The following is a 22,282-nucleotide window of genomic DNA, read 5'->3' as shown; positions in this document are numbered from 1 at the left end:
GCTTTTTTTAATATGTCATTATCCCTCTGAGCACGCTTAAGTTGAACTTCTAATTCTTGTATGCGCTGTTGCTCGGGTGTTAACGCTTTTGATTTTACAGGCGTATTCCCATTTAACTCGGCAAGATATTGTTGCTTCCATCGTGATACGGCAGATTTACCCGCACCGGATATTTTTTCAACTTGGATATTGCTATATCCACCTTCAACCATGAGTTTTGCATATTCCAGTTTTTGCTTTCCGCTAAAGGTTACTTTTACTTTTCGGGTCATATTTATACCTATAAGATTTTGCTTAATTATAAGCTATAAATCTCTACAGTTTTATTAGACCACTACACCTCTTGTTCCTGCTCTACTTTGACGGCTTTCTTATTCTCACTGGGATCGACGCCGTTAGCTAACAGCTTACGGGCGTCATCACGACGTGCCCGGGCATCCGCCAACGACACTTCAGGGTATTTCCCTAAAGCAAGCATCTTTTCTTTGCCGCCGAAGCGATAACGCAGCCGCCAATATTTCGAACCGTTCGGGTGAACAAGCAAAACCATGCCGTCACCATCCGTCAGCTTATAAGCTTTTGCTTCAGGCTTTGCCTTACGAACCTTCACATCACTCAGAGCCATGATGAGTATCCTTTCAAGGGTTCTGTATGGGTACAAACATTATCGAACCGGGATATACCCGCAGTTGTACCCACATCAGTAAGTTGATGTAGATTGAATCAGGTTGACTTAGGTTGAGTGAAAAAGCGAGGAAAGCCTTGCGGATACTGGATTTCAGGCACAAAAAAAGACGTCCGTTGACCTCTATTGATGTTCCGATGGTGCCGAAGGCCGGACTCGAACCGGCACACCCGAAGGCGGTTGATTTTGAATCAACTGCGTCTACCAATTTCGCCACTTCGGCATGGAGGGAGAATTGTGGAAAACGGCGCTATTATACTTGTCATCTCGTCAGGCGCAACTGTTATTGTTCGCCGATGGCGTTAAGTGCTTAAAAAGCCATCATCTATCTGTTTTGGGCAAGCTTTGCTCGCTGGCTGTCAGATAGTCTTCAAACTGTTGTTGTAGCGTTTTGGCTAAGTTTTCTTGCAATTCAGTGATGCAATCTATTTGCTGCTGGTTGCTGGCGGCGATCTGTTGATCGGCGATGATGTTTTTCATCATTTCGGTAACACTTTTTTCCGGCGAGAAGTAGAGAATTTCATTACCCATTTCTAGCACTATGCCGTTTTCTTTGTGGCTAGTGAGTTTTAGGTTGCTAAATTTGTCTGACCAGCGTTCAGAGAATGCGGTTGCCAGTTTTTCCGGTAGATAAATTTTGCTTTGCTGTTGTAGGTCAATTTTAGCCATTAGATTAAGCAGCAGTTGTTCAATCACCGGTTCGGTTAATAGAAATTGAATTAATGTTTGCTCTATCTGTTTAATTATATCGTTATAGAGGGTGTGATTTAGGTCTTGGTATGCCTGAATAAATAAGGCTAACGCAGTAGATGTCTGGTTGATACCTTGGCAATAACCGTGAATTTTGGCCTGGTTAAATATTTTTTCTTTTTCTGTCTGCGCGGCAATAATTATTTTCTTCGCCTGTTTTTTGGCCTGGTTGATCAGTCGCTCATGATAATCATGGCTCTGTTTGAACTTAGCGCGGATCAAGACATTATCAATCGCTTGAGTCAATAATTTTTCAGGTCGTGTAGGTAACATAATTAAGCGTTGCTTTTAATAATGAATAATTAACTGGTAAAACAGTATTGGCTTGGCACTGTGGATAATTTTTATTAAACAGTAGACTAAAGCGGGCAGTTAATGCCAAGGAGCATTTTTCAATTAATGGTATTATTGCCCACATACCACACTTAGTTAGTTCATCTTGTGAATAAGAAGTGGCGATTAACGGGACAATTTGTTTTTTTTGTGGCGGTAACAGCAATCTGGCCCAGGATAAAAATTGACTAAATTGTTCTGGCAATTGTGTGAGTTGATTGGCGATCATCAGCTGTGGCGATTGATATAAACCACCTAAATACAAAGCAGCGATGGGTAGCCTCGACCAATAATTAATATATAACTGTGCATGTAAGTTATCATCAAGTTCAAAATCGAGCGCGGTTGGCAATTGAAAGCGCACCATTACCTGTTGATCATAGATCCGTTTTTCCGCCATCGTTAACTTATCATAGGGTGGGTAACCAAATGAGTGATGAATAGAACTGGCTGGTTGATACATTATTGTTTTTATCAAATTAAAAGTTTGTTGTTTCATTATTGTTGAGCTGAGGTTGCTGACCTACGTTTAATGCCCCAATAGATCAAACCACCCACTATTATTATGATAAAGAGTAATAGAACATATAAATAATATGATCCGCCAGAGACATTTTTTTCAGTATAAGAAGGAATTGTTGGTGATATTTTATGAATTAAGAACACCGTAATATATTGCGGCTCCAATTCACTGATCGCATTTTTAATAAATGCTTTTATTCCCAATTTTAATTCATCAATATCTTGGTTTTCATCATGATAAAATACGATAACTGAGGCTTTCATCGGTGCCTGACTACGGTTATTAGCTGCAATAGGGTAACTAAGATGGACACGCGCATCAGCTATTTTGTCCAGTGCCATCAAAGATTGTTCAAGCCGCTGTTCAATACCTGAAATTAACCTGGCTTTTTCAATTTGTGGTGAGTTAACTAAGGCATCAGCAGGGAATAATTGGGAAATCTCAAGCCGTTCTGGCGAAGGTAATTGATATTCTTGTAATAACTGTACCGCAGCAGGCAAATCCTCTTTCGCCACATTAATTTTATAGAGCCCTTTTCCCTGTGCACTTTTGCTGACCGTTATGTGATGTTTTTGCAAAACTGCCAGTACTTCATTTGCCTGTGTAATGGTCAACGAATTCAGTAATGCTTCATCATGACAACCAGATAAAAGCAAAATGAGAAGAGATAGCGTGATAAAAAAGCGCATATGGCGAAAGAGTGTTGTCACGGTTATTGCGCCTTTATAACCGTTTCAACGGTTGTTAATGCCTTACGTGCTAAGGTACTCAACAATGACATTTCCAGCTGATAATCATGTGTAGTTTGCTGTATAGCAAGCAGTGAAGAGAGATCGTCTATTTGTAATGTATCAGCAACTTGCTGTTCAACCTGATGGTGTTGACGATATGCCTTACTGATGACTTGTTGTAACGTCATCGATTCTCCGTCAACAGATTCAGTCATGGCAGAAATATTACTTATGCTATTGATATTCATCATTTATCCTTAACGCATATTACCCAATATAGTCTGTGCATTCTCTTTGTGTGTCTTAATGGTCGTTGATATGTAGTTCAGTAAAATACTGTATCCTGCCATCGCTGCCTGAAATTCGGCCAAATCTGCTGAATTGGATGGATCTTTCTTCAATCTTTCAACCGCATTGTTAATATCTGTTTGATATTCACTAGATTTCGTTCCAGTCTTGATAAGTATCTCTCCAATGGTACTATTCTTGATTGACATAAAAGGATCTCCTTTCCAATAATGTTAATAATTATCCAGCGGGAAAGTATCGGTGTTCCGGCTGAACAAAAATATATCCCTTGGTACTTTTAAGTTGCGTTTTTTCTACTTGAGTTTCCTGCTCTTCAGGTAATAGAAATTGGAAAAAATTTTTTCCCAGTTGAGTTTGATAAGGTTTTAATTGCGATTTCAATTGATAAATTGCGTCTTCCGTAAGCACTTCACCCAATTGAATAACTAATCCTTTCTCAGATAACCATAATTTATAACTTTTTACTCTATTTGAAATTTCATTATCCACATAATTAATTAAATCAGATAATAAAATAGCATTCACATTAAATTGACATGGCTGATATTTATTCAATAATTGTTTAATCATTTCTTTAGTTTTTTTATTCTGATAAATAAATGAAACACTATTATAATTTACTATATGGAAATAAAAATGTTCCGTATTAGGGATTAAATTATTAATTTCATCAACAATTTTTTTATATTATTTATTTTATTCAAAAATTGATCACAATTAAATGATTGTGAGTGATTAATTACTCCTCTAGAAAATAAAGATTTTTTATTAATATTGACCTCATAAGAGAATACATAATAACAGAATAAAAATAAGACAAGCAATAAAAAAGTGGTTGCTATTTTTATCAAGTAATTTTTATTTGATTTATGGGATTTCTCAATTAAACACGACAAATCCTCACACTCATCACACCATTTTTCATCAACTTTTTTTATCGCAAATAGTGGTATTTTTTGCCAGAAAGTTGGGTAATTGAATTTAGCTTCAAATGACTTAGCCGGCATATTTTGTTCATTTATACTATAGCAAAAACTATCCCGTTGGTTATCTAGATTAGGCAAATTAACATCAATAATAATCAACTTATTTTGCTGATTAGTGGGTACATAAAGTTGTATAAAATCGTTATCGTTTTTATTATTATGTTGTTCTGACCATTGTCGAATACTTTATTCATTGCCAACAATAATTTGATAGTGGCCGGGTATTAACGAAAAGAGCATACCACTGAGTTTCCCAGTAAAAAAACGAATCACATAGTTATCATTTATATTCATGTAATTTATCTATATTGAAATTATTAAAATATTTAATATACCTTTATCATTATTTATCTTGAAAAATTATAAATAAAAAAAATACATCAAAGACTAAATTTGATTTTTTTATTTATATATTTATATTTTTTTTCTTATGAAGAGTAGTGTATCATTTTAACAAAAAATTTAAAGCTAACAAGTTAAACATCATATTATAAAACTTACTTATATTATAAATTAGATTTATCAGGGAAGGAATATATGAACTATTTTATACCTAAAAATAAAATAGATATTAATAATATAAACATTAAATATTTTTTATTTTTATATATTCCTAATAATTCATTTGGGATTGTAAAAGACAAACAGAATCAATATTATCATTTAACGGATAAACAAATATTTTTATCCCTGGAACAGGTTTCAACAATAAAACCTATCCATAATCACTGGACAATAGAAAAAGCAGATATTTTTTCTTGTATAAAATTGGTTGCTTACATCGATTATGCTTTAGCTAATCACAATCTTCCCAATTATTCTAATCAATCAGTAATTACTAAAAATCACATGTATATTCTCGATGCTTGCGCAGGAAAGGATATTCAAACTTTACTCATCAATTCACTGCTAACCCCTTATAAGACTCAATTGCAGCCGTTAATTGAAGCGATGAGAAATCATGAATGCTATTGGATAACCCGTCACCTACTTAATCAAATGAAACAAAATGTTAATAATATAACGGAAATTCGCCTGAAGTATGGCGTTTCAGAGACCCATTTTAGGCGCCTTTGTCATCAATATTTAGGTCTCTGTGGTAAAAAACAGTTACGTTCATGGCGAGCGACTTCAGCAATCTTATCAATAATTCTAAAAAATAAACCCCTAACCAATATAGCTCTGGATTACGGTTTTAGTTCCGCTTCACATCTATCAAAAGAGATAAAAGTTATTTTTGGTGCCACACCTAAGTCATTTAGATTGATAAGGAAGTCATTCTATGAAGATTAGCCCGTTATTGCAGGCCATCGTTTCATGTTGTTTTTTATTGATTGTTTTTCCTAATCAAGCAACGACATTTTCAAATTTAAAAGACGATGTTTTACTCAAAGAGCACATTGAACAGGATAATGATCTATTTATTGCGGTTGATAGTCGGGTTGAACAATTTTTTGACGTATTATCCGATAAATTGAATAAACCTTTTATTCTCAGTTCAGCAGTCAAAAAGAAGCGAATTTCAGGTCGATTTGATGTTTCATCACCTAAAACCGCTTTTGATACCTTCGTACGTCGCATGGCATTTATCTATTTTAATGATGGTAATGTCATTTATATTTACGATGGAAGTGAAATGAAACAACAGATGCTTAATCTGAAAAAGATCGATTTTAAGCGCGTAAAAGAGTATTTACATGCCATTAGGCTTTACGATCCACGTTATCCCTTACGCGGAGGTAGCAATAATAAAACCTTTTATGTCTCTGGGCCGCCAATTTATATGAAATTGGTTCAAGCTGCGGCAGAATATCTGGATCAAGAAGCACAACAATTAAAACAGGATATTATTGAAGAAAAGCGCTTTGATAATGATTATGTTCACATCTTTGCTTTAAAAAATACCTTTGTCAACGATAGAAGCTACGCTATCCGGGGAGAAAAATTAGTCTTACCTGGCATCAGTAGCGTTCTACAACAACTTTTTCAATCCAACACGCAAACAGCAAGTCAAACGGACAAAAAAACCGCAAACATTGACGAACAATATGAACCAGAACCCTCCTTTGTTACTCGTGTTGGCAAAGAATCGATCGAATTAATACCTTTACCCGGTTCTAATAGTCTATTAGCCAAGGGCAGTATTCAAGGTATTCAATTGATCAATGAAATGATCCAGCGTCTTGATCAACCGAAACGGCAAGTTGAGCTGTCATTGTGGATCATCGATATTGCTAAACACGAAGCCGATCGGCTAGGTATTGATTGGCAAAGCAGTTATCACTCTAAAGATGGTAACTTTTTACTTAATACCAGCGATATTAGTGCAGCAGCCGGGATACATTTTTTAGCCAAAATACGGGCAATGAGTATGGAAGGAAGTGCCCATATGGTTTCCCGTCCTATAATCCTAACGCAAGAAAATACACCTGCGATCTTTGATAATAGCACTACCTTCTACGCTCAAGTACGTGGCGAGCGTATTGCCACGTTAGAGTCTGCCACATTTGGCACCATGATAAGTGTCGTCCCTCGCCTTTCACCTACCGGCGATGAAATTGAGATGGTTATCAATTTGGAAGATGGCGCTGAAAAAAAAACCAACAGCGGTGAAACAGAAAAAATTGATGCGTTGCCTGTCATTAATCGCACCAATATCAGTACAGTGGCTCGTGTTGCCCAAGGCGATAGTTTGCTGATTGGTGGTTACACTAGAGAAGATATTGATTCCAGTGAGAGTAAGATCCCATTACTTGGCGATATCCCATGGATAGGTGGATTATTTCGCTTTAGCAGTACAACCAATAAAAAAATGGTGCGTATTTTTATGCTGCAGCCCAGATTGGTTAAGGGAAAAAATCTGTTGAATGACTCACTAGGAAAAAATCCATTTAAGCCGGTTGATGCTCAAACCCAGGCGGCTATTGACCCGCTTTATACTTATATCAATGATGAGAATAGGTAATAAAAATAGTAGACATCAATAAAATTAGCTCATCAGTTTTGTTACGCCAGCAACCAAAGACGCAACACTCATCTGACATTGAAACAACCAAACCTACGGCAATGGTCGTCAATCACCACCACCAGCTATTAGATATTATGGATGATATGTCAATGGCCATGAGTCAATTTAATCGCCGCCAAGATCTACAAAAGAAGCAACAGGATAGTAGCGAAATAAATAGCCGTATTTTGGAAGATAATGCAGATAGAAAACTGGCTGCAGCGATCAAATTATTAAACAATCAAAATAATAAATTAGCTGATATTTTAGCCTTACTGCGCCAGTTTTTTCCTGATGATAGTGACTTTGTCTCAGTGCTAAAAGAGCTGTTACGCCGGCGCTACTTTTCTGCCTCATTGGCCATCGAGATTGAAGCCGAGATTCAGGCACTTTGTCAAGGTACTCATCAACGAGCAAAAGCAACCCGAGCAGGTATCAATATTGCGTTAAAAGCTAAACAATTTAGCTATCAAACCGCATTAAGTGCGATGCAACTTCGCCAGTTATACCGCGATTTCATTAGCCAAGATATTGAACCGCTATGGTTTTATGAGGAGTGGGTTAATCAATACGGCTATGATAAACGTTTTTTAATTATTGATTTTGTTTTGCAGTCGTTACTCTGTGATATGCAAGCATTGTCGCCTAGTTGCGCTTTTATGCCCGAATTTGCTGTCTATCTATCCACTTTAGGCCGGATCAAACAACTCTCTTCTGCTGACAAAATCTTTTTCGCTTACTGCTCTAATCTACCTTTTTTAATCCAGCCAGATGCTCAAATTAGCTGGTTAGCTATTTTTATTAAGGGATTAAGTGATCCGGAAGCAATGATGGTTATCATCCGAGATATTATTGCTAATAAACAACTAACCATTGTTATCAATCAACATATTTTATTACTGCAACAACTCATGGCTGCATTTAAATCGATAACCATAGAAATCTATTTAAGCCCTGACATCAGAGAAAGAACGCTATCACAATTACTTGCATTACTTGATTTACTTTATCAAAAAGAAAAAAGCTTAAGTCATCTTTAATTTTCACAGCAGGGAACGCAATATGTTGCAATCAGTTTTGTTGCAAATTAGAAACAAGCCTGAACTTATCGTACTTGGTATCATGATCTTAGTGATTGCCATGCTAATATTACCACTGCCGACTTATATTGTTGATCTGCTGATCGGCTTAAATATTGTCATTTCACTATTAGTATTAATGAGTTCTTTCTACATTACCAAGATCATTCATTTCACTAGTTTCCCCGCTCTGTTGTTGATTACTACCTTATTTCGACTGGCACTATCTATTAGCACTAGCCGTCTGATTTTGCTCGATGCCGATGCTGGCGACATTATTACTTCCTTTGGTCAATTTGTGATTGGTGACAACTTAGTCGTGGGATTGGTGATTTTTGCTATCGTAACCGTAGTGCAATTTATTGTAATCACCAAAGGCTCTGAACGAGTAGCCGAAGTTGCTGCCCGTTTTTCGCTTGATGCCATGCCGGGTAAACAGATGAGCATCGACGCTGATTTAAAATCTGGCATTATTGACAATGAGGGTGTCAAGCACCGCCGCATTGAGCTTGAACAAGAAAGTCAATTATACGGCGCCTTTGATGGTGCCATGAAATTTATTAAGGGAGATGCTATTGCTGGCATTGTGATTATTTTTGTCAACTTTTTAGGCGGTATTTCTGTTGGTATGGTACAGATGGGCTTTAGTTTTAGTGAAGCATTGACAACTTATACCATGCTAACCATCGGTGACGGATTAGTCGCCCAGATCCCGGCTTTACTGATCTCAATCAGTGCCGGTTTTATTGTCACTAGAGTGGGAGGAACGCAGAAAAATTTGGGTCAAAATATTATCAAGGAGCTGTTTTCCCATGATTTTTCTTTAATTATTACCGCGGTTTTAACGTTTATTATGGGTTTTTTACCTAGTTTTCCAACACTGATATTTATATTGCTATCAATATTAATCAGCGCCTCCTATTTAAGAAAAACCTTAGCTAATAAAAAAATAACTAAAAATCAGAAAAAAATTATTAGTCAACATAGTAGTATTAATAATAGAGAAAATAATGTTCAGTCTCAATCTAATGGGGATATTTCTTATCATGAAGCGGTGCCATTGATTATTTCAATCTCTGAGCAACATAAAGATTATATTGAAAATAATCAATTAACCCAGTGGTTAAAAAATCAAATCTTAATCCAATATGGCTTGTTATTACCTGACTTTATTATTAATTATTCTGCCGAATTAGAGCCCTATAAAGTCATTATTTTAGTCAATGAAGTTAAAAGCGCAGAGTTTCATATTATTTTTCAAAGTTATCGCGTGCTTAATAAAACCAATGAGTTTGGTCAGTTGGGACTTAAAAACCAAACAACTCAGAAACAAGGCGAAATCTACTACTGGGTACAGCAAGAAGAGAAAAATAAATTAGAACCGCTAGGCTATCTGTTTGCCAGTGATATCAGCGAGTTTTACTGTTACTTCAGTCAGGTGATAACTCGTAATATCAGCGAATTTTTTGGTATTCAAGAAACGAAAGATTTATTAGATCAATTAGAAAGGAAATATCCTGAATTATTGAAAGAGTGTTATCGCCATGTATCGATCCAACGTATTACCGAAGTATTACAACGACTACTACAAGAACAGATATCGATTCGTAATATTAAGATAATTTTAGGTGGGCTAGTGCAATGGGGGCCTAAAGAAAAAGATCCGATTATGTTAGTTGAACAAGTTCGAACACTTTTAGCACGTTACATTACAGCTAGTTTTATCTTTCAACAAAAATTGCATGTGCTAATCGTTTCAGCAGAACTGGAAGAAATTATTCGTCAAGGAATACGACAAACTTCGGCTGGCTCTTTTTTAAATCTCGAACCTGCTCAATTGGATCTGGTACAAGATAGGTTATTAGTCGCAATTAAAGAGAATTATACTACCCCTAAGATAGTTTTACTCTGCTCAGTCGATGTACGTCGTTTTATAACAAAAATTTTAGCAACCCATTATCCTGGTCTCAATGTGCTCTCTTTTGCCGAGATCACCGAAGGAACTGAGGTCAATATCATAAAAACAATTTAATCAACTCAAGGACAGAATTATGCAAATGGATCTTGCTTCACTTGTCACCGATGCAATCAAAACAATGGGAAAACCGGATTTATTTCCTCAAGGGCATCAACTCAATAATCATTCTACTATCACGCTTGAATTAGAAGAGTTACCTGATATTCATATCGCTATGGTAAATGACTTACCTATCATATGGGCTAACCTGGGATATGTAGAGTTCAATGTTATTCGACAACTCAGTGAACCCTTATTAGCATGCATTATTAGTAACCATTTGCCTTTTTTTTATCCAGGACAACCCGCTTATTTTCTCAATGATGAAAATATACTTGAATTACGAGCAAACTTCTCAACCACAGCGCTAGAAGATCCGACGCAATTTGCCGAAGCCATCGACAATTTTTTTCAATATATGCTCAATATCAACAAATTATTGATTGGTTAACTGGCAATGAACATCAACTTTATGCCCTTTTACCCCGCTGCCTACCCGGTACGCATTCAGGGAAACATTATTGAGGCGCCATTAAGAAAAGTTTTTATCGGCGAAATTTGCTTATTAAAACCCTATCCTGGCAGTCCGCAAACGATCGGGCAAACGCAAGTGATCGGTTTTCACCACCAACAAGCATTACTTAGCTTAATGGGTTCTTCCCTTGGACTTTCTTTAACGACAGCCATTGAGCCAACAGGCCATACACTCTCCATTCAATTAAATGAAACGTTATTAGGAACCATGTTAGATGTTGCAGGTCACCCCATCTTACGCTTTGCGCCACCAATAGCATCGAATGCTACTCGCTGTCGACGCTCAGTTAATACCAACGCGCCAGATTTCTTAAGCAGAAAACCTATCACTAACTATTTTGCCACCGGTATTCGCGCGATTGATGGGCTATTAACCTGCGGTGTAGGACAACGATTAGGCATCTTTGCTGCCGCGGGTTGTGGCAAAACCATATTAATGAATATGCTAATTAATTATGCGCAAGCTGATATCTTCGTTATCGCGTTGATTGGTGAAAGAGGCCGAGAAGTTACTGAATTTGTTGATGAATTAAAACGCTCACCTCGTGGTAGTCAAACAATTCTTATTAGTTCAACCTCAGATCAACCTGCTGTTGATCGCTGTAATGCCGCTTTAGTGGCTACCACCGTAGCAGAATATTTTCGTGATCAAAATAAACATGTCATTCTGTTTATCGATTCAATTACCCGCTATTGCCGTGCTTTACGTGATGTTGCCTTAGCTTCGGGTGAGCTGCCTGTTCGCAAAGGTTTCCCCGCTTCGGTTTTTGAACAACTCCCCACATTACTCGAGCGGCCTGGTAATACCCAAAAAAGCGCATTAACCGCTTTTTATACCATTTTATTGGAAAATGAAGAAGAACCCGATGCGATTGGCGATGAAATACGTTCTATTCTCGATGGCCATATTTACCTTTCGCAACAGTTAGCAGCACAAGGTCATTACCCGGCTATCGACATTTTGCGCAGTACCAGTCGTCTGTTTCAACAAATTACTGAGCAACAACAGCAAACAGCTGCACGAAACTTTCAGCATTGTCTTACCCAGTTAGCATCATTAAAACTCTTACAAGAATTGGGGGAGTATCGTACTGGAGAAAATGATGATCATGACCAAGTTATCAAGAAGAAAAGTGCCATCGAACAGTTTTTGCAACAATCATGGCATCAATCTTGTTCGTTTTCTCAATCGGTTAAGGAGCTTTATGACATCGTGGCGTAAATTTGAAACTCCAATCAAATTACTACAACAAAAACAAACTCGATTAGCGTCAGCCATCGCCAAAATTAATAGAGAAATAACTAATGAACAGCATCGACATCAACAAGCTTGTTTTTTATTTACACAACTAATCGAACAAGCCAAAACATTAGAGCCTGTCGGGCAATTAGCCTATAACGGCTTGTTTGACAGTAAAAGGAAGCAAGCGATAGTGAAAGCACAAACGAATCAAGTACAGGCAGAAATAGCATTAATAGAACAGAATATAACCCAACTGGATCAACAAAAAAATTTGCTTCAACAGCAACAATTCAACTTGATAAAAAAAGAGAAAAAATTAAAGCATTGCTATCAGCAGGCAAAAAAATGCCATCGCTTAAAAATCGCTTCGCGAGAAGAGATACAATTACAGGAATTAGCAATTTATGGTTAATATTGATACTCATCAACCCCAACAGATTATTAGTAGTTCATCTTATTTACCAGATAATCCATGCACTCGCTTTTCTTCATCGGATTGCCATAATGAACAGATAAATAATACCTATTTATCAAAAGCAATTGATGAAAGATTAACCTTATTACAATCCATTCTTGTTAGCGCGCTACCAACTGAAATAACGGTTTATGATCAACAACAAGAACAACAAGAGTTGCCTGCCACTGAGTTAGTGATTCCTATTAACCTACCTTTCAGCAACATTGAAACAACAAATTTCTTTCGCTCAAGCTGCCAGCCTCATTCGATAACCGTCGATACCGATCAAAAAAGCTATCCGATTAATCAGCGAGCGATAGAAAAACAGACTCTAATTAGCGATACCGAGGAAAACCAACCAATTAGTGTAAAAATTAAACTGACCACCGCCGCCAAACATCATGATAACAATAGACTTGTACTAATCGAGGAAGAGACCGTTGCTAAATCATTTTTAACCGCGGGTGATACTCATTTGAAAAGTACTAGTCATCAAACGGTAAAAGAAGACGACTTATCGCCAACGATTATAAATGAGTTAAATAACATAGAACTTGCAGGGCAAGAAAATTGCCAATCAGTTACCGATAATAGTAACAACTTAGCTAATAGCGACAGTTCATCTCCTTTTGCTAGCTGGCCAACCCTGCCAACGGCAGCCAGCTATCAAAATAACACAACGGCAGAGCTTCCGGCCAAAACAGCAACAACCGCTATGCCATTTAACCATTCATTGCCTGAAGCTGAATTACGTTACACATTCACTCAATGGCAAGGTACTCATCACGTTGATATTTATCGGATTACTAATCACCATCTTCAACTTATGGCATCAAATAGCCATGTTATGTCGATACTTCAACGCCATTTAAACGAAAGAGCATCTCCATCGGCAGTATCCTTATTTGACACGCTCAATATCACACTCAATAACAGTGATGAATCAGGTGATGAATCATCATGAAGGGCAAATTATCACTTAGAACCAGCAGGTATGCAGATAAAAAACCCGCATTTATCGCACTTTCAGCGCATTATCCCGGTGAAGAGATTATTACTGATAGCTACTGCTTCGTCTTACTGTTACAACAACCGAAATTACAGTTAACCGTTTATTTACCGATTGAGATCGCACTCAGCCAATACTTAACGATGTTAGCGCCACTGCCCTGGCTTTCTATTCCGGCCAGCTATCTAATTGAATTGTTACAAGAACAACTTACCACTATCTCAATTCCGCAATTAGGTGAATTTCAAATTCAAGTCACCCAGTTTGACTGCCTGCAACAACCGATTGATGCCATTAGAATAACGAGCTCATTAGGCCAGATATTGATTGTTGATACCAATGGTACTGCACCGTTAAAGGAGAACGGCTATGCCAACTTACCCTTACAGGTTAGATTTTCTATTGGTTATAGTCGACTAAAACAGCAACTTTTTCGCACTTTACAAACGGGCGATATTTTATTACTGCAACAATCCCTAACCTATCTTAGCGTCGAAACGTTACCGCTATTTCACTACACCTGGCAACCTCAAGGAAATATTATGTTAGAACAACCCGTTACTTCTGATCAGGATGATCATAATGCTAGCCCTGAATCCTCTACTGCTATTTTTGATTTAAACCAGCTAGCGTTGAAAGTAAATTTTATCTTACAACGGCAGACCTTTAGTTTAAATACGATAAAATCCTGGCAAACAGGCACACAACTTAGACTTAATAGTGATGCTCATTGTGCAATCGCTTTGGAAATTAACGGTCAAATTTTTGCCAAAGGCGAATTGATTCAGGTCGGTGAACAACTTGCTGTTGAATTACACACACTATTGTCAACCGAGCAAGAAGGCTAACTACCATGACAGATAATCCTGTTTCTATCATCATTCTGCTGTCAATTGCCACGTTGCTTCCCTTTTTGATTGCAGCAGGAACCTGTTATTTAAAGTTTTCCATTGTATTTGTCATGGTCAGGAATGCCATAGGTGTACAGCAAGTGCCATCCAATATGGTGTTAAATGCGATTGCTTTAATTTTGTCACTGTTTATCATGGCGCCATTAGCCAAAAATTTTTATCTCTATAGTGTTAATTATCAAACGGAAAATCCGCATGGTTTTACTGATCCCATACTACTTGATCAATTTTTAGATGAGAGTTTACAGGACTATCGCCAATATCTACATAAATACGCCGATCCAGAACTCGTTAATTTTTTTGTCGCCGCGCAAGAACGTGTTCCCCAACCAGAAAATCAAATTGATAACTCAATGGAAAATGGCTCTCTTATTCCTCTACTAGCCGCCTATGCCCTGAGTGAAATCAAAAGCGCATTTATTATCGGCTTTTATCTTTACTTACCTTTTGTGGTCATTGACTTAGTTGTATCAAGTATTCTACTCGCTTTAGGCATGATGATGATGAGCCCAATTACCTTATCGGTACCCATTAAACTGGTGTTATTTGTTGCCATGGATGGTTGGTCTTTATTATCAAAAGGGCTAATTTCGCAATACTTAGACTTAATGGCAGTCAAATAATATGGATATGAGTTATGCAATGAGTAAAGGGCTTTATTTGATCCTGATCCTGTCATTATTACCTGTGCTGGTCGCTACCGCTATTGGCTTGATTATTGGGTTATTACAAACTGTTACCCAGATCCAGGAGCAAACATTACCTTTCGGTTTAAAACTGGTGGCCGTTTTTATCTGCTTATTAATGTAAGCGGGTTGGTTGACGGAAAAAGTTATCGCTTATGCAACTGAAATGTTTAATCTTGGTTTCAGCGCTGGGATCTGACCGCAATGATGAAACTTTATTTAGCGCTACAAAATTCATTACTCAATTATTTACTAATTTTTGCCCGTCTGGCACCACTATTCTTTATGTTGCCTTTTTTAAGTGATCGCATACTAACCAATTTATCCTTAAAAGGAATTATCATTTTATTACTTACCCTTTGTTTATCACCATTGATAGTCATGCCAACATGGCAATCAACCAGCCAATTCATTGCGTTATCCGCTGTTGAACTCTTTATTGGTTTAACTATGGGCATCTTGATGGCTACACCTTTTTGGCTAGCCTCAGCGATAGGTGAATTTATTGATAACCAAAGGGGAGCCAGTATTGGTGATATGCTTGATCCAACCACTGGATCTGAATCTTCTTCACTCGCGTCATTAATCAATATGTTCTGTGTTGGGTGGTTTCTCAATCAAGGCGGCATGATCGAATTTGTCGCGACAATAATTGAAAGTTATCAACAACTGCCTATCGGTTGCCCAATTAATTATGTTGATTTATTCGCCTTAGGGAAATGGTTAACTCGTTTCATTATGTTAGCAATAACCCTATCAGCACCGTTATTAATCGCACTGTTCATGCTAGAAATCGGCTTGGGCGTTTATTCACTATTTTGCCCGCAATTAAATGCATTCTCTTTATCATTGACACTTAAAAGTATCGTTGCTTTTGGCCTACTATTTATTCTGTTCAATACGACGCTACCTCAAGCATTTATTTCAGTGCTCCCGCCTTCAATTTCAGCAATAATTATAGTGGGTAACTGATGGCAGAAAAAACAGAAAAACCAACAGCCAAAAAATTACGTGATTCAGCTAAAAAAGGTCAATCCTTTAAAAGCAAAGATTTAGTCTCCGGTTTTGCCTACTTTGCTGGCACCTGTGTATTAGGGTTCTATCTCGAATTAGATCAATTTATTTATTTTTATCAACATATTTTATTAAATCCTCACAATATTAACCCACAAAGTTTTATCAATGCATTAATTTCTTTATTTTTATCGATTGTCCTACCAGTGATATTTATCAGTGCATTAGCGGCCATTATTCCATCACTGATTCAGTCAAAATTTATCCTGGCAACCGAGGCTATCAAGTTAGATTTTAAAAAACTGGATATCGTGCAAGGAATAAAACGTCTCGTGGATAAACGAGCTCTCAAAAACCTGTTCAAGGCATTACTATTTTTAGCTATTTTTATCAGTAGCTGCTATTTTTTTATTCAATCATACCAATCGACACTATTATTCACTCAACGAAAAACGATTTGGCATATTATTTATGATTGGCGTATTTTAACGCTGAAATTTGTCTTATTTTTTCTGCTATTTTCACTCCCTATTTTGTTTCTAGACGCCCTGTGTGAATATTTTCTCCATCACAGCGAGATGAAAATGGAAAAGCACGAGGTAAAACGGGAATACAAAGAAAACGAAGGTAATCCAGAAATAAAATCGGCTCGTCGCGGTGCTCATCAAGAACTACTCAACGCAGAAACTAAACAAGCAATAGCACAATCATCAATGATATTAGCCAATCCGACTCATATTGCCATTGGTATCTATTTTGATCCTGATAACAGCATATTACCACTAGTAGCGGTTCGCATGGCGAACCAATATGCACTAGCGGTACAAGCCTATGCCAAACAGATAGGTATCCCAATTGTGCGTAACATCAAATTGGCACGCCAAATTTATCACCGCTACCGATTATACGAAACCGTAGTAAAACAAGATTTACTTGATGTGATTGATATTTTTATTTGGTTAAAGCAGGTTGAAATGGCCGCCATACTGGAAAATTCACCAATAGAGACAGAAAACAGTGAGCAAAAACTTTAATACTTTTGTTAACTTGGCGGATTTTTGCAAGTTAAACCGCTTAAATTCCTTTACTCTGTTATAAATAAAGCGAGAAGATGCTATGGAACAGCAAAATACGACCAACCGAAATGATAATAACACCGATGCTCAATTAGATGAGTATACTGAACTGGTGACAGAAGCCCTGCAGCAAGGTACCAGCTTAAAGGATTTAGAAGGCATACCCGCTGAACTGATGGATGGTGTTTACCGCTTTGCATATGATTTTTATCAACAAGGTAAATTGGAAGAAGCTGAAACCTTTTTTCGTTTTCTCTGCTTATATGATTTTAATAATAGCGATTACATTATGGGATTAGGAGCGGTTAAACAGCTACAAAAACAGTATGAAACAGCGCTTGATCTCTACGCGCTGGCTTATATACATGGGGATAATGACTACCGCCCGATGTTCTACGGTGGACAATGTAATCTTATTATCGGTGAAAAAGAGAAAGCTAAATACTGCTTTCAGAAAGTCTATCAACATAGCAGCGAGCAAGAATTAAAGAATAGAGCGCAAGCCTATCTTGAACTCTTAACAACCTCTCCATCAAATGACGATAATCAAGGATGACCTAAAGATGGTAGAAATTAACCGATTAACAGCTAACAAAGCACACCCTTTTACTGCTGTAAAGCAAGACATAAGCGCGGATAATAATCTGGTCAACCAATTAACCGCGCTACAAAAAAATATCATCCAACTAGTCAATAGTGTAATTGAAAACGAACAAAAAAAACGGCCAGTCAAAATCAATCTGATACAAATATACCGATCCTTACTCCACCCACAGATAATTCTTTATCTAGCGTAGATAATAATGCCCAATTACTGTTATTAATGAAACAATATCAACAATTGATCGGTAAAAATGAGATTAAAAATCTACGCGAAAATCTTACCCAATGGAAAATTCAAGCCCAGTTGAATCATCAGATTCAACAAGCCAAAAAAGTTGAACAAATCTATCTGGAAGTTGAAAAAAAGCTCAACCAGCATCGAGATGATTTTATTGACAGTTGGTTACGTGTCGCCAACGGGCTACATGAACAAACCGAAGACGGTGCCAATGCACTGGCCAATCTATTTGCAAATCAGGGTCTCAGTGGCAGGCTTAGGCAAGCTATTGCAGGAAAAAATCGCCTCACTGATCGGCAACAGATGAGCAAACTCTTAGAGGAAGAGTTTCCATGGCTGAAGTTAGATTTAACTAATGCCAAATTATCTGTTGATGAACTTAACCAAAAAAAACTTGCCATTAAACAATTTTGCCAAGGCATTGAACATAATCGCCTAAAACCTATCTTTAGTGATAGCACCAGTCAAACCGATAAGGAATGGCGTGATAATGGTATTATCCATACAGAATGGTATAACGCTGTGCGTCATTCGATGAATGATTACAAGCGAACATTAAGCTCAATCTCTTACGCCCAAGGTGCTTATAAAAGTCTAGTGCGTGATACAGAAGCTCAGCGTAAACGACTAACCAGCCTTAAATATAATAACGATATTAATAATCAACTTAATCAAGCAGAAAAAAGTATTTTCAGTTTAAAGCTAGCCACCTTTAAAACATTAATCGAACTGGAATCGCAGCATCTGCAAGGCAGCGCTAAACTTACTTATCTGATGGCCAAAATGCGTGAATTGCTTGGTTCACTCACACTGGAGAGCATGAGTAGCCAACGAGAAATTTTGCAAGAAATGCAACGCATGACTGAAATCCAGGCAGAAAAACGCGCACAGGATATCGATGAAAAAATCCGTAAAGCAGAAGAAGCGCGTAAATGGATGGCGATTGGTAGCCAAATTTTTTCCTGGTTAATTGCAGCGGTTGGTGTAGTGGCCGCTGCTTTTACTGGTGGTGCCAGTCTGGCTTTAGCCGCAGTCGGGATCGCCTTATTGGCCGCGGATACCATTTGTCAGGCAGCCGGTGGTGGCTCTTTTATGAATAAAGCATTAGCGCCAGTCGGTGAAGCGATGATGAAAATGGCAGAATCGATCTCTGACTTTCTATGCCAAATCGCGGTTAGTGAAGCTAAGTTAAATGGAGCATCAGAAAGTGAAATCGTCGAATTGAAAAAACAGGCCAAAGAGATAACCGACATTGTCGCCACGATTATTGTTGCAGTGACAATGGTTGCTGCCGCCATTGGCACAGCAAAATTAGCCAGTGTGGCGGGTAAAATGATTGGTAAAATTATCGCGGACAAGCTTAAACGTGCTCTAAATCAATTATTGGACAAGATGATCAATAATCTATTGAGTAACTTAGCACGCATCGTCGGCAACGATACCAGCAAAATGATTGCTATTGCTATCAAACAAGCATTCAATAACTTACTGGACAAAACGATCAATAATACATTAATCAGTAGCATGAAAAATAAATTGGCTCCATATATCAATGCCTCAATGGTACAAAAAAGCTTAATCGGTCTTTCTGTGGTTAATGCTAATACTAGTGCCGGTTTAAATCTCCATGCTGCAAATTTAGAAGCTGATGTTATCAAACGGTTAGGCGATTTAACGGTCATTAACCAAATAATGGCTCAACTGGATAAACTGCTTAACCAAGTGATGGATAACTTTGCCCAGGAAATGGAAACTGTGGCTGAGTTAATGCGCAAAATTGGCGAAATGGGCAGCCAAAGCCTACATACCGGTAAATATATTACTCATAACTTAAACACCATGGCATAAAAAGGACTTAATCATGACAACTATTACTCCTTCAATCACTAAACATTCTGTTTCGCCAATAACTCAATTGGATGTCAAAAACATTACAGAACCTAACTCAACATCTGACAAAATAGCATCTCAGATCTTGGCTAGCAAAACAGCACAACAGCAGATTGAACAAACGACCAAAGAACAAATCAATCAAACTAATTTACCGCTACTCACACCACCAACAGTGGAAAAAGATTCCGAGGCGTTAATCGATCGTTTAGAAAAATCACCGCCTATAGTGATGAATTTATTAGGTACTAGTGATGTGCAATTACTAGCGCTACTTAATAAAATATCAACAACATTAAGAGAACTTAATGCTAAAAGCCGTGAAAGTGGCGATAAACTTAAAATTACCACATTACAATCCAGCGAAAAAGTCAAAGACAGTAAATACACAGAAGCCGGCTCATTATTGACAAGTGCTATCGCCGGTAGCTCTTTAAGTCTGGGAATGACAGTTGCCGGCGCAGGGATCAGTCTTAAAGGACTGTCACAAACCACCAACAACATAATTGGCAGTCCACAAAATAGCTCACTGATAGCCGGAAATGCCGTCAGTAACTTATCAAACCCAATCAGCCAAATGACTCAGCAGCCCTTAGCTGCTGGACAAATTAAAGAACAAGGTAACCAGCGTATTTTAGAAACTGAGCAACAAATTAATAATACCACCGGCGAAACCCATCAACGGGAAGAAAATATCAATGAAGAGGTAAAGAATAAAATGATACAAATTCTCAATAAGATGATCGAATATAGCCAACAAACCGTATCCACCATCTCAGGTAATATTAGAGCTTAACGTTAGCACGTATTCAATGAACAATAACTAGACGAAATTTTTATGGTAATTTCAACAAATTCAACACCACACTCTGCTGCATGTTCTACTGAGATAAAACATAATGACTCTAGTCATCCAGTTATCGATGCTAATATTTCATTAAATAATAATATTACACCTATCTTACCAACAGAATTAACTATTTTACTGTCTGAGACAATCGAATATGATCTTAGCGATAATAACCAAAATGATGCATTACAAAACAAACAAAAAGCGTATCTTTTTGCCACACAAAGTGCACTCAACGATATAAAAAATGGCAATAAAGAGACAGAAAAGGGAACGCAAAATATAATATATGGAAGAATAACTAAAGATCAGGCACTAATAAAACAAGGTGAAGCATTAGTAGAACAAGGTAAGGCACTAACAGATCGCGGCCAAACTAACCTAGCTCGACTATTATATGATAAAAATCCCCCTCCTATTAGCAAAAGCTATTATCAGTCACGTAATGCGTTATTACCTACAGCAGAACAACTTACACAACAGCAGCAAACATTAACAGAAAATAATTATAATTCATTAATGGTAATGTTTAATGATATTAAACAGACTATTAGCGATGCCAATAAGAGTTATCTGCACTGTTACCGCGATATATTTAAAAATAGTATGGAAAAATTTCAGGAGATTAGCGGCTCACTTTCTGATGTCAGTAATTACGTCAGTGAAAGCTCAAAAGATAACTTTATTACTCTTAAGCAACAGAAAATGCTGGAGGATTTACAACAATTACACACTAAATTATCGCAAGAACCGACGGGGATCATTTATCAACAAGAAATTAAATTTATCAAACTAGCGGAAGGTGATTATCAAAAAGTTGGCGATAATAGCGGTGTGCGTTATACCGAAGCGCAAGCTTTGGCACTGATGCAAAGCTATCGCCAATCTTTTGAACAAAAAGTTACCGGCACTTTAATGGAAGCGCCCGATTTATCTCAAATCAATGCAGAAAGTTTAACGCAAGGTATTATAATTAAAATAAAAATTGATCCCAAACCATTAGCGCGTGTTATTCAAGTAGTGGAAAATTTGCAACAACCAACCACAGATAATCTTGAGATTTCCCAGGCGCGTTTCAATCTAATCAATACCGCGATTGATACGACTAAAAAAGATTATCAAGCCATGCTAGATGAGTTGTCACAACGTTACAATACGGCCACAATACTAACTATGATAACTTCGTTAAAATTTTAAGTAGTACCATCAATGCTATGCAAGATAGCGCCAAAAGCTTTTTACGTTAATCCCAGGTTCATCCTCATTTGAATAATAAAGAGTAGTATTTTATGACTACTCTTTTATGCGATCTATTTTTCAGATTATTATGCTAGTAATAGAACATCAGAGA

The 22,282-nt window shown here is 37.3% G+C and carries 26 protein-coding genes, 1 tRNA gene and 2 pseudogenes; 19 read left to right on the top strand and 10 right to left on the bottom strand.

Going from position 1 to position 22,282, the window contains the following annotated elements; all coding sequences use genetic code 11:
• The 10 genes and pseudogenes from G468_RS0107695 to G468_RS0107650 all read right to left on the bottom strand — a co-directional run.
• On the bottom strand, positions 1-272 hold a 272-nt coding region (locus G468_RS0107695; protein WP_034249520.1), incomplete at its 3' end, for an IS3 family transposase.
• Positions 273-340: 68 nt separating this feature from the next.
• A pseudogene (locus G468_RS0107690) lies at positions 341-625 on the bottom strand (Arm DNA-binding domain-containing protein); the annotation flags it as partial.
• Positions 626-823: 198 nt separating this feature from the next.
• Positions 824-908: transfer RNA gene (locus tag G468_RS0107685), tRNA-Leu, on the bottom strand.
• Between the two features lie 98 nt (positions 909-1,006).
• Positions 1,007-1,708 (bottom strand): hypothetical protein, encoded by a 702-nt coding sequence (locus G468_RS0107680; RefSeq protein ID WP_026822632.1) that lies wholly within the window; start codon positions 1,706-1,708, stop codon positions 1,007-1,009.
• The gene (locus G468_RS0107675; protein ID WP_026822631.1) at positions 1,689-2,267 is read right to left on the bottom strand and encodes a hypothetical protein; all 579 of its coding nucleotides are present in this window, start codon (positions 2,265-2,267) and stop codon (positions 1,689-1,691) included. The genes G468_RS0107680 and G468_RS0107675 overlap by 20 nt, the downstream gene beginning before the upstream one ends.
• Positions 2,267-3,001 (bottom strand): type III secretion system inner membrane ring lipoprotein SctJ, encoded by a 735-nt coding sequence (gene sctJ, locus G468_RS20120; RefSeq protein WP_051296994.1) that lies wholly within the window; start codon positions 2,999-3,001, stop codon positions 2,267-2,269. Before sctJ ends, G468_RS0107675 begins: the two co-directional genes overlap by 1 nt.
• A 2-nt stretch (positions 3,002-3,003) precedes the next feature.
• Positions 3,004-3,270: a type III secretion system inner rod subunit SctI gene (gene sctI, locus G468_RS0107665; protein ID WP_026822630.1), complete on the bottom strand. Its 267-nt coding sequence runs from the start codon at positions 3,268-3,270 to the stop codon at positions 3,004-3,006.
• A gap of 9 nt (positions 3,271-3,279) precedes the next feature.
• Entirely contained in the window at positions 3,280-3,519 is a 240-nt protein-coding gene (locus G468_RS20115) for an EscF/YscF/HrpA family type III secretion system needle major subunit (RefSeq protein ID WP_034249518.1), read from the bottom strand.
• Between the two features lie 31 nt (positions 3,520-3,550).
• Positions 3,551-3,901: a hypothetical protein gene (locus G468_RS0107655; protein ID WP_026822629.1), complete on the bottom strand. Its 351-nt coding sequence runs from the start codon at positions 3,899-3,901 to the stop codon at positions 3,551-3,553.
• Positions 3,902-3,984: 83 nt separating this feature from the next.
• The gene (locus G468_RS0107650) at positions 3,985-4,416 is read right to left on the bottom strand and encodes a hypothetical protein (RefSeq protein WP_026822628.1); all 432 of its coding nucleotides are present in this window, start codon (positions 4,414-4,416) and stop codon (positions 3,985-3,987) included.
• Between the two features lie 438 nt (positions 4,417-4,854).
• Between G468_RS0107650 and G468_RS20110 the strand changes: the two genes are divergently transcribed.
• The 19 genes and pseudogenes from G468_RS20110 (at position 4,855) to G468_RS25300 (ending at position 22,178) form a co-directional block, all read left to right on the top strand.
• Positions 4,855-5,610 carry a helix-turn-helix domain-containing protein gene (locus tag G468_RS20110; RefSeq protein WP_051296993.1) on the top strand — a complete coding sequence of 252 codons (756 nt, stop codon included), beginning with the start codon at positions 4,855-4,857 and terminating at the stop codon, positions 5,608-5,610.
• Positions 5,600-7,282 carry a type III secretion system outer membrane ring subunit SctC gene (gene sctC, locus G468_RS20105; protein WP_051296992.1) on the top strand — a complete coding sequence of 561 codons (1,683 nt, stop codon included), beginning with the start codon at positions 5,600-5,602 and terminating at the stop codon, positions 7,280-7,282. Before G468_RS20110 ends, sctC begins: the two co-directional genes overlap by 11 nt.
• Positions 7,283-7,320: 38 nt before the next feature.
• Positions 7,321-8,364, top strand: a complete 1,044-nt coding sequence (gene sctW / locus G468_RS22385; protein WP_051296991.1) for a type III secretion system gatekeeper subunit SctW — start codon at positions 7,321-7,323, stop codon at positions 8,362-8,364.
• Positions 8,365-8,386: 22 nt separating this feature from the next.
• A complete protein-coding gene (locus tag G468_RS0107630) occupies positions 8,387-10,435 on the top strand; it encodes an EscV/YscV/HrcV family type III secretion system export apparatus protein (RefSeq protein WP_026822627.1) in 2,049 nt (682 codons plus the stop codon).
• 19 nt (positions 10,436-10,454) lie between these two features.
• Positions 10,455-10,871 (top strand): InvB/SpaK family type III secretion system chaperone, encoded by a 417-nt coding sequence (locus G468_RS0107625; protein WP_026822626.1) that lies wholly within the window; start codon positions 10,455-10,457, stop codon positions 10,869-10,871.
• Positions 10,872-10,877: 6 nt separating this feature from the next.
• Complete coding sequence (gene sctN, locus G468_RS0107620; RefSeq protein ID WP_026822625.1) at positions 10,878-12,176, top strand: type III secretion system ATPase SctN; 1,299 nt, start codon at positions 10,878-10,880, stop codon at positions 12,174-12,176.
• A complete protein-coding gene (locus G468_RS0107615) occupies positions 12,160-12,609 on the top strand; it encodes a hypothetical protein (protein WP_026822624.1) in 450 nt (149 codons plus the stop codon). The genes sctN and G468_RS0107615 overlap by 17 nt, the downstream gene beginning before the upstream one ends.
• The gene (locus G468_RS0107610; protein WP_026822623.1) at positions 12,602-13,618 is read left to right on the top strand and encodes a SpaN/EivJ family type III secretion system needle length determinant; all 1,017 of its coding nucleotides are present in this window, start codon (positions 12,602-12,604) and stop codon (positions 13,616-13,618) included. Before G468_RS0107615 ends, G468_RS0107610 begins: the two co-directional genes overlap by 8 nt.
• Entirely contained in the window at positions 13,615-14,511 is an 897-nt protein-coding gene (locus tag G468_RS0107605; protein ID WP_026822622.1) for a FliM/FliN family flagellar motor switch protein, read from the top strand. Before G468_RS0107610 ends, G468_RS0107605 begins: the two co-directional genes overlap by 4 nt.
• A gap of 5 nt (positions 14,512-14,516) precedes the next feature.
• Positions 14,517-15,197: an EscR/YscR/HrcR family type III secretion system export apparatus protein gene (locus G468_RS0107600; RefSeq protein WP_026822621.1), complete on the top strand. Its 681-nt coding sequence runs from the start codon at positions 14,517-14,519 to the stop codon at positions 15,195-15,197.
• 1 nt (position 15,198) lies between these two features.
• Positions 15,199-15,459 (top strand): annotated as a pseudogene (gene sctS / locus G468_RS20095) (type III secretion system export apparatus subunit SctS).
• Between the two features lie 5 nt (positions 15,460-15,464).
• Positions 15,465-16,232, top strand: coding sequence for a type III secretion system export apparatus subunit SctT (sctT, locus tag G468_RS0107590; protein ID WP_034249513.1), 768 nt, complete (start codon positions 15,465-15,467; stop codon positions 16,230-16,232).
• A complete protein-coding gene (locus G468_RS0107585; RefSeq protein WP_026822619.1) occupies positions 16,232-17,308 on the top strand; it encodes an EscU/YscU/HrcU family type III secretion system export apparatus switch protein in 1,077 nt (358 codons plus the stop codon). Before sctT ends, G468_RS0107585 begins: the two co-directional genes overlap by 1 nt.
• Before the next feature lie 82 nt (positions 17,309-17,390).
• On the top strand, positions 17,391-17,906 hold the full coding sequence (locus tag G468_RS20090) for a SycD/LcrH family type III secretion system chaperone (RefSeq protein ID WP_034249510.1): 516 nt from the start codon (positions 17,391-17,393) through the stop codon (positions 17,904-17,906).
• 7 nt (positions 17,907-17,913) lie between these two features.
• The gene (locus G468_RS0107575; protein WP_026822618.1) at positions 17,914-18,147 is read left to right on the top strand and encodes a hypothetical protein; all 234 of its coding nucleotides are present in this window, start codon (positions 17,914-17,916) and stop codon (positions 18,145-18,147) included.
• Between the two features lie 26 nt (positions 18,148-18,173).
• A complete protein-coding gene (gene sctE / locus G468_RS0107570) occupies positions 18,174-20,039 on the top strand; it encodes a type III secretion system translocon subunit SseC family protein (protein WP_026822617.1) in 1,866 nt (621 codons plus the stop codon).
• Between the two features lie 13 nt (positions 20,040-20,052).
• Positions 20,053-20,877: a hypothetical protein gene (locus G468_RS0107565; RefSeq protein ID WP_026822616.1), complete on the top strand. Its 825-nt coding sequence runs from the start codon at positions 20,053-20,055 to the stop codon at positions 20,875-20,877.
• 42 nt (positions 20,878-20,919) lie between these two features.
• On the top strand, positions 20,920-22,128 hold the full coding sequence (locus G468_RS0107560; protein WP_026822615.1) for a hypothetical protein: 1,209 nt from the start codon (positions 20,920-20,922) through the stop codon (positions 22,126-22,128).
• Entirely contained in the window at positions 22,122-22,178 is a 57-nt protein-coding gene (locus G468_RS25300; RefSeq protein ID WP_407062031.1) for a hypothetical protein, read from the top strand. Before G468_RS0107560 ends, G468_RS25300 begins: the two co-directional genes overlap by 7 nt.
• Positions 22,179-22,282 lie beyond the last annotated feature (104 nt).

The organism is Arsenophonus nasoniae DSM 15247, assembly GCF_000429565.1.
GTDB classification, from domain to species: domain Bacteria; phylum Pseudomonadota; class Gammaproteobacteria; order Enterobacterales; family Enterobacteriaceae; genus Arsenophonus; species Arsenophonus nasoniae.
Note: the sequence above shows the minus strand (reverse complement) of the source record. Positions and strands in the feature narration are given on the sequence as shown.